Raw genomic sequence first — 12,759 nt, forward strand, 5'->3', positions numbered from 1 at the left:
AATAACAATGGTGTGGGTGTCCGGAGTGTTGCTATTTTATCCGCCACTGCTTCCGGAACCAGGCGTGGCGGTTAAAACAAAAAGAGCACCAAAAGGTGCTCTTATGTGGGCCAGGCCCGCAGGGCTTAGTTCATGCCATACTGCTTTAATTTTTTGCGCAGTGTGCCACGGTTGATACCCATCATGATTGCTGCGCGGGTTTGGTTGCCGCGAGTGAAAGTCATAACTTCTTCCAGTAAAGGCGCTTCAACTTCAGCCAGTACCATTTCGTACAGGTTATCGATGTTGGTGTTGTCTAATTGCTTCAGGTACTTGTTGACTGCTTGCTTAACAGAGTCACGCAGTGGTTTTTGTGCCTGAGTTTGTGACGGAGTAGTTACAGTAGTTGTAAAAGGAGAAGTTACATTTTGATCGAACATAATACTTTCTTGCTCTTTTGTTAATCAGTCTTAAGCTGCCGGCGAGATCTGTCGGGCCTCACCATCAGGCAGCACGTTGTTAAAGTAGTGGTCAATGGCCTGCAGTTGCTCTTCGGCAGACTCCAGCGCATTAAACACTTTACGGAACTGACGATCCTTATCATGCTCCATCAAATACCAACCCACATGTTTGCGGGCAATACGAACACCGTTTTCTGCGCCATAAAAGGCATGAACCGCTGTTACGTGTTCTTTAAGCACCGAATGTTGTTCCATTAATGAGGGTGGGGCCAGCCGTTCGCCGGTATTCAGATAGTGGGAGACTTCTCTGAATATCCACGGATTGCCCTGGGCACCGCGGCCAATCATTAATGCATCAGCTTCAGTATACTCAAGCACTTCCCTGGCTTTTTCTGGTGAGGTTATATCACCATTGGCAACTACCGGAATTGACACCGCCTGCTTGATACTGCGGATAGTGTCGTATTCGGCAAAACCTTTGTACATACAGGCACGGGTTCGACCATGAACAGCCAGTGACTGGATACCATTTTCCTGTGCAATGCGAGCAATCTCCACCCCATTGCGGTTGTCCGTGTTCCACCCTGTACGGATCTTCAGGGTGACGGGAACTGACACAGCGTCTACAACTGACCGAACGATGGATTCCACCAAACCCGGGTATTGCAGTAGTGCTGAACCTGCCAGCTTTTTATTTACTTTCTTGGCAGGGCAACCCATATTGATATCAATAATCTGAGCGCCGTTGGCAACATTAAATTTTGCTGCTTCTGCCATTAAGTCGGGGTCGGCTCCGGCAATTTGCACAGAACGAATTCCTGACTCCCCGCTGTGATCCATGCGTTGCATGGATTTCGCTGTATTCCATACCCTTGGATTACTGCTCAGCATTTCCGACACAACCAAGCCTGCTCCAAGACGACGACAGAGCTGTCTGAAGGGCCTGTCTGTTACACCTGCCATAGGTGCTAACATTAGGTTGTTATCAAGTGTGTAAGTTCCAATTCGCATAAAAAACAACCTAGCTTTGCGTAGAAAATAACCACCTGTCTGAAACGGGGCGCTAAGTGTACGCGTTTTCTGTAATCTTGAAAAGGCTAAAAATTACACAAAATTTGCCTGTTCACTATTGACAAAGAGATTTCGTTTTTATGTCAGAGTGGTGACATTGACAATTAAGACAGATCAACCAGTATCGTCGATAATTAACCGTGCCGGCGGCCTGAAACTCGTGCCCATTCTTCATCTATGGCGCTGGTATCGAGGGTAATATCGCGGGCGTAAGCCTGTTCAATTCGCTCTACCTGTTCGGCAAGAATACCGGAAAGCACCAGTAAACCACCTGCTTTACAGTAGCCGGTAATGACGTCCTGTAACTCAAGCAACGGGCCAGACAAAATATTGGCCATCACAATATCGGCTTTTAGTGTGGGTTGGTCTGCCGGCAAAAATACCTTTAACCGGTCGGCGACCTGGTTGCGTTGAGCATTGTCCATGGATGCCTGTAAAGCCTGTGGATCGATATCGATACCAATGACTTCTTTAGCGCCGAGTTTTAAGGCGGCGATGGCCAGAATTCCCGAGCCGCAACCAAAGTCGACCACAGTTTTACCTGCGACATCTATGCTATCCAGCCAGCGTAAACATAAGGCGGTAGTGGGATGCGTGCCAGTACCAAATGCCAGACCCGGGTCGAGCATCACATTGACAGCATCGGGCTCCGGCACATCGCGCCAGCTTGGGCATATCCACAGACGGTTACCAAACTTCATCGGATGGAAGTTATCCATCCACTCCCGCTCCCAGTCTTTGTCTTCCAGCGGCTCTAAGCGGCATTTAAAATCCTTGCCAAGCACTCTGGCTTTTTCAAGACGCTTAATAATGGCTGGCATGTCGTCTGCGGCATCAAATAATCCGACGACCTGGGTATCCGGCCATAACATCACTTCACCTGGTTTGGGCTCGTACATCGGAGTGTCTTTAGCATCCACAAAGGTAACAGCCTGAGCGCCATTGGCACTCATCATGCCACCAACTTGTTCGGCTAGTTCGGCAGATGTATCGATTCGTAGTTGTAACCAGGGCATGGGATCCTCAGCGGTAGTACAGAAAAACGCAATTTTAACAGGGCTGGTAAGAATTGGTATCGGCGATTACACAGCATGGCGATAGTTGTGATTTTCATTTATGGTAAATAAACAAACGTCGCATTAATAATAAAGTGGAACAGTCCGCCGGAGAGAAACTATGAAACAAAGACTGCTTAGCATTCTGCTCGTCTGTTTCGTTGTATCCTGTGCCACGCAAACTCAGCCCGTGGTGGATAATAAATGGCTGGATGCACCGGTTGCTCAGCAGGTAGCGGCGATGAAGCGCGGTGAGTTAACTGCCGAAGCGCTGGTGGCTGGCTATCTGACCCGCATAGAATCGATTGATAAAAGCGGACCGACAGTAAACAGTATTCTGCTGCTTAATCCAAACGCGCTGGCAGAAGCCAAAGCAAAAGATGCAGCGCTCGTCAGCGGTGAGGCGACCGGCCCGCTGCACGGTATTCCGGTATTACTCAAAGACAATATAGAAACAAGGGATATGCCCACTACGGCCGGTTCACTGGCATTACTTAACAATCATACCCGGCGTGATTCGCCGCTGGTGGCCAGTTTGCGTGACGCCGGGGCGATTATTCTGGGTAAAACCAATTTGTCAGAATGGGCTAATTTTCGGTCAGAGGATTCCATCAGTGGCTGGAGTGCGGTAGGCGGGCTCACTCGCAATCCTCATGTACTTTCCCGCACGGCCTGTGGCTCTTCTTCGGGGTCCGGCGCTGCGATGGCGGCAGGACTGGCATCCCTTGCCGTCGGCACCGAAACCAACGGCTCGATTATTTGCCCGTCTGCAATGAACGGTATTGTAGGATTTAAACCCACGGTGGGCCTGATCCCCCGCACGCATATTGTGCCTATTTCGGTGACGCAGGACACTGCCGGTCCCATGGCTCGCACGGTAGCGGATGTTGCGCTGATGGCTTCAGTGATGGCCGGGCGGGATGATAAGGATGATGCCACCCTGGCTGAAAAGAGACCTGATGCCAGTGATTTTGCGGCAATTAACGGTAATATCCAGGGGCTGAAAGTTGGCGTTATGCGCTATCGGCAGGGCAACAATCCGGCAATTATCGCCGCGGTTGATGATGCGGTGGAGAAATTAACCGCACTGGGCGCACAGGTAGTGGAAATCGAGAATCTTGAACAGCCGGATGATTTTTGGGCCAAATCTTACCTGGTGTTGCTTGCTGAATTTAAAACCACACTGAATAACTATCTATTGTCATCACCTGCTGATTTGCCGGTGGCCAATCTGAACGAACTGATTGGTTTTAATCGCACGTCAAAACGGGAAATGCAGTTATTTGATCAATCTATCTTTGAGAAATCAGCGGCCACCGACGGCATGGCCGGTGAAGACTACCAGCAGGCCCTGGCGCTTGTTCGCACGGCAACCCGGGAGCAGGGAATCGACAAGTTATTAAACGAATATGATGTGGATGTGCTGGTAGGGCCGTCTAACAATCCGGCTTTCTTAATTGACGCTGTATATGGCGATAATGCGCCGGCAGGTTACGTGGGGGTTGGCTATCTGGCTGCCATTGCCGGTTACCCGCATATCACACTGCCGCTCACTAGGGTGAAGGATCTACCCGTGGGGTTGAGCGTGATTGGCGGCCAGTGGCAGGATGCGCAGGTGCTGAATACCGGATTAGCCTTTGAGCGTGCTAATCGGTTTATTGCTACGCCGGCTTTTTTACCTAACCGCTTCGAAGCGACTTCGGTGAAAGGTATTCAGTCTCCTTATCAAAAGCCCGCCCGGTATTGAAAAAGGCGACGTTATCATCCATAACGTCGCCCTCTTTATAACTCAGTCTGGGGATTAACCGGGTTTTTTCACCCAGGCACTACACCAGCCATTGGCATTAATTTGCTTGCCAGGGAAGATGGCACATGGACGCCATTCTGCGCCTGCATCGCCCTGAATGTACATGCAGGTTGCACATTTTGAACCTTCAACGGTGGATTTATGGGTGTATTTAAGCGCTTTTGCCGTGGCATCTTCTTCACTCAGATGTTCCTGAGCCTGCGCACGCAGGGCTACACTGCCTAACGTCATGCCAATTAGCGTGGTTCCGGAAAGTTTCAGAAAATCACGGCGATTGACTGATTTCATAGTATTACTCCAAAAAGTTAACGAGAATGATTCTTTTTTACCTTGGTCCCAAAATGCAAAAACCTGCCGCAGCAGGTTTTTTGGAATCATACATATTTATTAGTTTCTACTTATACACGTTAAAAGTGGATCTACCAACAGTAATTATCGATTCTATTGATCTGTATTAAATAGCTGTAACGGTGTTGGCGCTTTGTCAGGTTTTGCGTAAGCCATTTTGGCCACCGGGCTGGCCTTATGATAAGTATCCAGGCCGGTGACTGATGCCAGCTTCAAAGCGGTAATATCCAGCGTGCCATCTTCTGTGATAACCGATGGTTCAACCTGCACCTGTTGGATTCGACCAATCACCAGTTCCGTATTATTGACCGCGATAGGCAGAATATCCGCCAGTTTTAATGCTATTCGTAACGGACTTTCGGTAACAAACGGCGCGGCAAAGTCGTTTGTCCACAGTGGCGTAAAGCCTGCTTCATCAAATTCGCTGACAGTAGGGTCGTAGCGTGCAGAGGTTTGATGGCCGCTAGCATAAAGGTTAACCGGTAACGCATTGATGGTGAATAAACCGGTTTGCTTAATATTGCCCAGGGTGTCACGGGTGACCGTGTGCGGACGCATAATCATACCCATCAGAGGCGGGTTGGCACCGATATGCACAACTGAACTGATGATTGCCAGGTTGGTTTGTTGGTGTTCATTGCAAGTGCCAACCAGATTGGCACTTTTATAACCAGACAGACTGTTAATAAAATTAGCGCGGAAGCGTTGTGCCATCGCATCAATGTCAACTGAGTCAATGGTTTGCATCGTTACTCGTTCTCCCTTTCCGCGCGGATGTCAAGTTCACCGTTACTGTCGTAAATAGAAACGAGGATGGGCTGGCAGCAAATCTGACAATCCACCACCTGACTCTGGCCGATATCGTTAATTTCGTCGACTTCGATATCATTGATGGTCATGCAGTAGGGGCACTCAAAGGTGCTGGCCTTGGTTAAACTCATAGTGCTTTGCCTTGGTCGTTGTGCTTTCTTGTTAGGCTATACGTATGACTGGCACAGCTGGATTGAACAGGAGGGAAGATAGTTTGCCAATCAGATGAAAAAGAGGCGTTGTTGTTGCGGACGAATCCACTGGCTGACATGCCATCATCTTATTCCGCGTAAGATGCATCGGTGTCACTATCTCAAAAAACGTTACAGTAAAGCCGAACTGGCCGAAGGCACTATGGTGTGCCGCCAGTGTCATAATGGTATTCATCGCTTTTATGATGTGATGACCCTGGCCAAGTCTTTTTCAACGCTTGAGAGTCTTAAAGCCGCCCCCGGCCAAGCAAAATAGTAAACCTGGTGGTTAGCCGTAACGGTAGTAATTTTCACTGAATGCTGTATATTTATACATGTTATAGGTTCAGGATCTGCAATGCGAAAAACTCTCCCAGAACGGTATTACCTCGATCATTTTTATGAATTTCTGCAATTTTTTGAGGGCGCAAACCGACCGTTAATTGATGCCGAAACCGCGGCGTTTATAGAAAATTTTAAGGCGCTGGACAGTGATGATCAGTGTCTTGTTGTGCGCGCCGCTAACCGCAAATATCCGGTAGTGGTTACCAAAACTTTTGACTACGCAGAAATTGACGCGCCCCTGGAGCGATTAGCCAGGCTACGTGAGGCTGGTTGGTTTACCAGTATCCGTTACGGCGACAGCTATTCGCTTGGCCAGGCAATGACAAAATCCGATTTACTGATATTACTGAAGCACAACGGGTGTCAGGCTAGCTCAACCTTAGCCAAACAAGCATTAATTGATGAACTCTCTGGTGTCATGGTCCGCCAGCCACTGGCGGTGATGGATGAACTCCATGACCAATATTTATGGCGTGCTTATGATTCCCCGCTCAGTTATTTGTTGTTTTTGTACTTTGGCCATACCAGGGGCCGCCTGAATCAATTTTCCATGCGTGATCTGGGAGTCATGCGAACCCGGCAGGATGTAAGCCAACAGCTGGCGCGATTTGAAGGGCAGGATGCTGCTCGTGGTGCATTTTATTATGCGCGCCAGTTAACCGCTTTTAAGCAACTCAACGAAGAACAAAAGTCAGGCTTTCGCCCTGATACTGAAATAACGGTACATTGCCCAATTGGCGAGGATTATCGTGACCGATTGTTATTCCAGATGGGTTGTTACTGGCTGGCTAAAGACGCGCCAAAAGCCCTGGTGTTACTGAAGCAGGCTGGCAGCGATCAGGCCCAGGAGAAGTGGTTGCGGGAAAGTTATAAACTCGGCTATAGAGACGCGGTGCAACAGGCGCTTGAAGCCATTATTGACGATCCCGCCTCTGATACGTTACTGGCTTTTGCCGAAGATTTTTATGCCCGTAAATTTGCTCGAAAAAGAACCTCCACGCTAACTGACATGCTACGTGATGCGACTCATATAGTGCAACTGGATGATATCCACAATCAATCGGTAGAACAGGGCGTTATTAGCTACTATCGGCGTCTGGGTGTGGCAGCATACCGTGCTGAAAATCAACCCTGGAGAATGTTATTCGGGTTGTTATTCTGGGACTGGTTATATGGTGAATGGGGACTGGTGAGCGAGTTCGACCGGCGGCCACAAGTACTTCGCTACAATGATTTTTACGACCGGTTTGGCAGTGATATTGAACAACATCTCAATAAGTATTGTGCAAATGCCGATACGCTACATCGTTATCTTTTGAAACAAGCCAGTGCTCATTATGGCAAAGTAAACAGCCTTTTTATGTGGCGGCAGGGCTTACCGGAAAGCCTTAAAATACTGCTTGAGTACACGTGTGTGGATAACCTGCGCCAGTTTCTGGTGCTTATGTGTAAAGACTATGCCAGCCTGCGCGATGGCTTTCCGGATATTCTCGTGGTGGAAAATAACACCCTGCGTTTTGAGGAAATAAAGGCGCCAGGGGATCAGTTGCGGCGTAATCAGCTGATTACCATACAGCGCTTACGACAGTGCGGATTTGAAGTGGGAATTACCCAGGTCGAGTGGTATCAGGACCCAATGCAACCTTATGTAGTGGTGGATATCGAAACGACTGGCGGACAATCAGCTTACCATCGTATTACCGAAGTAGGCATGGTCAAGCTTATAGGGGGTGAAGAAGTCGCCCGTTGGCAGAGCCTGATTAATCCGCAGCGACATATTCCTTCCCGAATCACGCAACTCACTGGTATCAGCGATGAGATGGTGGTCCAGGCGCCGGTATTTACTGAGGTGGCCGAAGAGATAGAAGCTTTTACTAAAGACAGCGTATTTGTTGCCCATAATGTTAACTTTGATTATGGCTTTATAAAACAGGAATTTGCCCGTCTTAACCTGGACTTTAAACGGCCGAAATTCTGCACCTGTGCACGAATGCGAAAAGCGTATCCGGGGCTTAAGGCTTATGGACTGGGGGCATTATCTGCACAGTTTAATATTCGGTTGGAGAATCATCACCGCGCGCTGGATGATGCTTTGGCAGCCGCTGAACTTCTACGCCTGATACAGCGCAAAAACGAGTATGCTAAGTAGCTAATCAAATATAGTTTATTATAAATAAACTATATTTGATTATAATTTTAGATAAATTTTTTTGATCTATTTTTAAACAAAGTACATACTAATAAGAACACTTTCTAAGTGTGTATGCGTTCTTGCTGTTTAGCCCACTTTGGTGGGCTTTTTTATCCTCGTTTCACTTATTCGCACCTATTATTTTAGCCTTTACTTATAAATACTAAATTTTGGTCAAATTAACCATATTGTGGTTTTTACTATTTTTTTTAAAGTTGACCCAACGTTGATTTTTTAATTAAGTTGTTGTTATATAATGATTTAAAAAGTTGGCATCGTCGTTGCTCTAGCTTAAGCAACTCTCTCCCGTAAATGGTAAAAAGGAAATAACGATGAAAACTTTCACTAAAGTAGTAATGGTTGCAGGTTTAACTTTTGGTGCAATGGCAGCAGCGCAGGCAAACACTCAATTTGAAGCAGCAGATGATGCGATTACTTCTAAAATTTGTGTAATAGCCGCAAACGGTAACAAAATGAAATTACACAAAGCAATCAGGGATGCAGGTTTTACTCGAGGTTTTATAGAAGAAAACGTCACCTGCAACGAACTGCCAATTGTTGAATTTGTTGAGCAGTATGGTGAAAACGTAGCAAAAATTAATCGTTACATTACCGCTGGCGATTACACTGGTACTTTGATCAGCCGCGCAAACTAAGATGGTTAGTTGGCAAAAAAAGCCCCGACGGTAACCCGCGGGGCTTTTTGTTTTTTAGCTAATCAGGTTATCGAACCTTACTTGCCGGTATACCACCAATTCCCCAATTGGCCTTGGGAATTTCGGTAATAATCACTCTCACCCGCTCCTTCGGCGCATCGATTGAACGTGATATCGCATCCGTCACTTCGCTTATCAGTTGTGCTCTTTGTTCTTCGGTACGACCTTCCAGAATTTCCAGATGTGCAATAGGCATCGTATTCTCCTACACAAACTTCGCTGAAACAGAACCAAGGTCCTGGTAGCGCACGGTGATATTGTCGCCTTTTTTGACCGCTACGGCTGCGGTAATTCCGCCGGTCATAATAAAGGTACCGGCAGGAATTTCTTCACCGCGCTCGCCCAGCATATTGGCCAGCATGGCCACACTGGAAGCGGGATGGCCAAGTACCGCAGCGCCGGCGCCCAGCTCAACCACTTCACCATTGATTTCCATAACAACGCCAAGGGTTTTAAGATCCACATCTTCTACTTTTGCCATGCGGCCACCAGTTATGAACCGTGTGGAGGAGGCGTTATCAGCCACTACACTGATAAGGTCAAACTTAAAATTCTCGTAGCGCGAATCAATCACTTCTACCGCCGGAATAATAAAGTCAGTTGCTGCCAGTACATCACCAATGTGACAGCCGGGTCCTTTTAGTGGGGCTTTGGTTACAAAGGCCACTTCCGCTTCAATTTTAGGGTGGATAAGTTCTGAGGTATCAATATCTCCACCATCAGGCACTGAAAAATAGTCCGCCAAAAAGCCATAGACCGGCGTTTCCACACCCATCTGTGCCATTTTCGCCCAGGAGGTGAGGCCCATTTTCATACCAACCACCTTGTTGCCACGGGCTTCTTTACGGCGACGAATTTCCCACTGAATATCGTAGGCGTCATCGAAAGTCATATCCGGAAAGTCATTGGTGACCTTGGTGATGTCATGAACATTTAATTCGGCATTTTCAATGTGCTCTGCCAGAGAAAGCATTTGATCTTTTGTTAATGTGCGAGTGCTCACTTAGCACCTCCTTCCTGTTGTGCCAGCAAATCCAGGGCAACGTCTACAATCATATCTTCCTGGCCACCGACCATCCGCCGGCGACCAAGCTCGACTAAAATATCCACGGTTTTAAGACCGTACTTTTGCGCAGCCACTTCTGAATGGCGTAAAAAGCTTGAATACACACCGGCATAGCCGAGTGCCAGGGTTTCACGGTCAACCCGGACCGGGCGGTCCTGCAGGGGGCGAACAATATCGTCGGCCGCATCCATTAGCGCATAAAGGTCGGTACCATGCTCCCACCCCAGTTTATCCGCATTGGCAATAAACACTTCCAGCGGGGCATTGCCTGCACCGGCACCCATGCCAGCCAGGCTGGCGTCAATCCGATCACAGCCTTCCTCTACGGCTACTATCGAATTGGCGACACCTAAACTCAGGTTATGGTGAGCATGGATACCGGTTTCGGTAGCCGGGTCCAGCACATCCTTGACTGCGCGGAAACGGTCGCGAATATCCTGCATACCCATGGCGCCGCCGGAGTCCACCACATAGATGCAGGTAGCACCATATGACTCCATCAGCTTTGCCTGCTCAGCCAGGCCGGTAGGGGTTTGCATATGACTCATCATTAAAAAGCCTACCGTATCCATACCTAGCTTTCGGGCATGTTCAATGTGCTGTCTGGACACGTCCGCTTCGGTGCAGTGGGTTGCCACCCGCACTATGCGCGCGCCAGCGGCATAAGCATCGTCGAGATCTTCGATAGTGCCAATGCCGGGCAGCAGCAACGTGGCAATCTGAGTATGGGTTAGAACATCAGCGGCGGCCTCTATCCAGGCCAGATCGGTATGGGCACCAAAACCATAGTTGAAGCTGGAGCCCTGTAGGCCATCGCCGTGTGCCACTTCGATACTGTCGACTTTGGCAGCATCCAGTGCCCGGGCGATATCCTGCACATTCTGAATAGAGTACTGATGACGAATGGCGTGACTACCATCACGTAAGGTCACATCGGAGATATACAGTTTTTTACCAGGATTAAAGCTCATATTACGCGCCTCCTGTCAGTATTGATTTGGCCATGCGCTCGGCGGTTGCCATGGCTGCTGAGGTCATAATGTCGAGGTTGCCTGCATAAGCCGGCAAGTAATGGGCCGCTCCCTCTACTTCGAGGAACACTGACGTTTTCAGACCGCTGAAATTACCCAGACCCGGAATGTGCAACGGTGCGTCGGCAGGAATATCATCAAACTGGACTTTTTGTTTGAGACGATAGCCTGGTACGTAGCTTTGTACCGCTTTGGCCATTTCTTGTACCGAGGCGGCCACTTTTGTTTTGTCCACTTGCTCAGATAGCACATACACCGTATCGCGCATGATCATAGGGGGTTCGGCGGGATTTAGTATAATGATGGCTTTGCCTTTATCGGCGCCGCCTACCTGCTCAATGGCACGGGCGGTGGTTTGCGTGAATTCATCAATATTGGCCCGGGTGCCAGGGCCGGCAGACTTGCTCGATACACTGGCTACGATCTCTGCGTAATGTACCTTCGCTACCTGGTTCACTGCTGCTACCATGGGGATCGTTGCCTGCCCTCCGCAAGTCACCATATTGACATTAGGTTGCTCGATATGATCCTCAAGATTGACCACCGGTACGCAATAAGGGCCAATAGCCGCCGGGGTCAAATCGACCAGACGAATACCCGGCTTCGCCGTTTTCAGTTTTTTATCGTTGACCAGGTGGGCGCTTGCTGAGGTGGCATCAAATACAATACCGATGTCCTTAAACTCAGGCATATTAATCAGCCCGTCGACACCTTCGTGAGTGGTGGCTACGCCCATGCGCTGAGCGCGGGCCAGGCCGTCTGACTGCGGGTCGATACCCACCATCACACTCATTTTTAAATGGGTCGACGTGCGCAACACTTTGATCATTAAATCGGTACCAATGTTACCGGAACCGATAATCGCCACATTCAGTTTATTACTCATAGTGGTTGCTCCTATCAGGTGAAATACACACTGGCCGAGCCAATGCCGCCAATCTCAACGCGCATGAAGTCTCCGGCTTTAACCGGTTCCAGCGGCACCAGCGAGCCAGATAAAATGACTTCGCCTGCTTTGAGGCCGATACCGTATTCACCCAGAGTATTGGCCAGCCAGGTTACACAGTTAACCGGTGAGCCCAGCGCAGCCGCGCCAGCGCCGGTTGATAGAATCCTGCCATTCTTCTCCACGACCATGCCGCAGGTCACCAGATCGACCTTGTGAGGAGAAACCGCTTTATCGCCTAAAACAAACAATCCGCAAGAAGCGTTATCGGCAATAGTATCCTGGATAGCGATTTGCCAGTTTTCAATGCGAGAATCGACCACTTCAAAGCATGGAATAACGCACTCGGTGGCGGCCAGTACGTCGGCATTGGAAATACCCGGCCCCATCAAGTCTTTTTTGAGAATAAACGCAATTTCACCCTCTGCTTTAGGGGCGATAAGGCGTTCACTGATGGGCATCACCTCTCCCTGGTTGAACACCATGTCGTCGGTGAGATAGCCAAAATCGGGCTGGTGCACATTCAGCATGCTTTGCACGGCTTTACTGGTGACGCCGATTTTTTTGCCGATGACTTTGGCGCCGGCGTCAATGCGCCGGTTCAGCATTTGTAAAGAAATGTGATAAGCATCTTCAATGCTAATATCACTCTCCCGGGCAGTGAGCGGTGCAACTGCCTGTTTACTTTGCATGGCGTTGTAAAGTTCATCGCCATACTGTTTGATTAACTTTGCATCCATAA

The 12,759-nt window shown here is 48.7% G+C and carries 15 protein-coding genes; 4 read left to right on the forward strand and 11 right to left on the reverse strand.

Annotated elements, in window-relative coordinates; translation table 11 throughout:
• Positions 1 to 125: 125 nt before the first annotated feature.
• The 3 genes from fis to prmA form a co-directional block, all read right to left on the reverse strand.
• Positions 126 to 419, reverse strand: a complete 294-nt coding sequence (gene fis / locus AC2T0J_RS07970) for a DNA-binding transcriptional regulator Fis (protein ID WP_070175272.1) — start codon at positions 417 to 419, stop codon at positions 126 to 128.
• A gap of 30 nt (positions 420 to 449) precedes the next feature.
• Positions 450 to 1,451: a tRNA dihydrouridine synthase DusB gene (dusB, locus tag AC2T0J_RS07975; RefSeq protein WP_489809604.1), complete on the reverse strand. Its 1,002-nt coding sequence runs from the start codon at positions 1,449 to 1,451 to the stop codon at positions 450 to 452.
• Between the two features lie 194 nt (positions 1,452 to 1,645).
• Positions 1,646 to 2,527 carry a 50S ribosomal protein L11 methyltransferase gene (gene prmA / locus AC2T0J_RS07980; RefSeq protein ID WP_489809605.1) on the reverse strand — a complete coding sequence of 294 codons (882 nt, stop codon included), beginning with the start codon at positions 2,525 to 2,527 and terminating at the stop codon, positions 1,646 to 1,648.
• Between the two features lie 160 nt (positions 2,528 to 2,687).
• On the opposite strand from prmA, the gene AC2T0J_RS07985 reads away from it, so the two are divergent.
• The gene (locus AC2T0J_RS07985; RefSeq protein WP_489809606.1) at positions 2,688 to 4,313 is read left to right on the forward strand and encodes an amidase; all 1,626 of its coding nucleotides are present in this window, start codon (positions 2,688 to 2,690) and stop codon (positions 4,311 to 4,313) included.
• Positions 4,314 to 4,367: 54 nt separating this feature from the next.
• Here AC2T0J_RS07985 and AC2T0J_RS07990 read toward each other — a convergent pair whose 3' ends face one another.
• The 3 genes from AC2T0J_RS07990 to AC2T0J_RS08000 form a co-directional block, all read right to left on the reverse strand.
• Entirely contained in the window at positions 4,368 to 4,661 is a 294-nt protein-coding gene (locus AC2T0J_RS07990) for a high-potential iron-sulfur protein (RefSeq protein ID WP_489809607.1), read from the reverse strand.
• Positions 4,662 to 4,814: 153 nt separating this feature from the next.
• Positions 4,815 to 5,468 (reverse strand): flavin reductase family protein, encoded by a 654-nt coding sequence (locus tag AC2T0J_RS07995; protein ID WP_489809608.1) that lies wholly within the window; start codon positions 5,466 to 5,468, stop codon positions 4,815 to 4,817.
• A 2-nt stretch (positions 5,469 to 5,470) separates the two neighbouring features.
• Positions 5,471 to 5,662 (reverse strand): zinc ribbon domain-containing protein, encoded by a 192-nt coding sequence (locus tag AC2T0J_RS08000; protein ID WP_489809609.1) that lies wholly within the window; start codon positions 5,660 to 5,662, stop codon positions 5,471 to 5,473.
• A gap of 94 nt (positions 5,663 to 5,756) precedes the next feature.
• Here AC2T0J_RS08000 and AC2T0J_RS08005 point away from each other — a divergent pair, with 94 nt between their 5' ends.
• The 3 genes from AC2T0J_RS08005 (at position 5,757) to AC2T0J_RS08015 (ending at position 8,914) form a co-directional block, all read left to right on the forward strand.
• The gene (locus AC2T0J_RS08005) at positions 5,757 to 5,999 is read left to right on the forward strand and encodes a hypothetical protein (RefSeq protein WP_489809610.1); all 243 of its coding nucleotides are present in this window, start codon (positions 5,757 to 5,759) and stop codon (positions 5,997 to 5,999) included.
• Positions 6,000 to 6,080: 81 nt separating this feature from the next.
• Positions 6,081 to 8,216 (forward strand): exonuclease domain-containing protein, encoded by a 2,136-nt coding sequence (locus tag AC2T0J_RS08010; protein WP_489809611.1) that lies wholly within the window; start codon positions 6,081 to 6,083, stop codon positions 8,214 to 8,216.
• 374 nt (positions 8,217 to 8,590) lie between these two features.
• Entirely contained in the window at positions 8,591 to 8,914 is a 324-nt protein-coding gene (locus AC2T0J_RS08015; RefSeq protein WP_489809612.1) for a DUF3718 domain-containing protein, read from the forward strand.
• A gap of 67 nt (positions 8,915 to 8,981) precedes the next feature.
• Here the strand turns inward: AC2T0J_RS08015 and AC2T0J_RS08020 are convergent, their stop codons facing one another.
• From AC2T0J_RS08020 to dmpE, 5 genes are read right to left on the reverse strand one after another with little or no spacing between them, the layout of a single operon-like run.
• Positions 8,982 to 9,170 carry a 4-oxalocrotonate tautomerase gene (locus tag AC2T0J_RS08020; RefSeq protein ID WP_489809613.1) on the reverse strand — a complete coding sequence of 63 codons (189 nt, stop codon included), beginning with the start codon at positions 9,168 to 9,170 and terminating at the stop codon, positions 8,982 to 8,984.
• A 9-nt stretch (positions 9,171 to 9,179) separates the two neighbouring features.
• Positions 9,180 to 9,977 carry a 2-oxo-3-hexenedioate decarboxylase gene (dmpH, locus tag AC2T0J_RS08025; RefSeq protein ID WP_240621819.1) on the reverse strand — a complete coding sequence of 266 codons (798 nt, stop codon included), beginning with the start codon at positions 9,975 to 9,977 and terminating at the stop codon, positions 9,180 to 9,182.
• The gene (gene dmpG / locus AC2T0J_RS08030; protein ID WP_489809614.1) at positions 9,974 to 11,011 is read right to left on the reverse strand and encodes a 4-hydroxy-2-oxovalerate aldolase; all 1,038 of its coding nucleotides are present in this window, start codon (positions 11,009 to 11,011) and stop codon (positions 9,974 to 9,976) included. Before dmpG ends, dmpH begins: the two co-directional genes overlap by 4 nt.
• A 1-nt stretch (position 11,012) precedes the next feature.
• On the reverse strand, positions 11,013 to 11,957 hold the full coding sequence (locus tag AC2T0J_RS08035; protein ID WP_489809615.1) for an acetaldehyde dehydrogenase (acetylating): 945 nt from the start codon (positions 11,955 to 11,957) through the stop codon (positions 11,013 to 11,015).
• 14 nt (positions 11,958 to 11,971) lie between these two features.
• A complete protein-coding gene (gene dmpE, locus AC2T0J_RS08040; RefSeq protein ID WP_489809616.1) occupies positions 11,972 to 12,757 on the reverse strand; it encodes a 2-oxopent-4-enoate hydratase in 786 nt (261 codons plus the stop codon).
• Between the last annotated feature and the right edge of the window lie 2 nt (positions 12,758 to 12,759).

It is taken from the genome of Alteromonas sp. ISO5 (genome assembly GCF_058105165.1).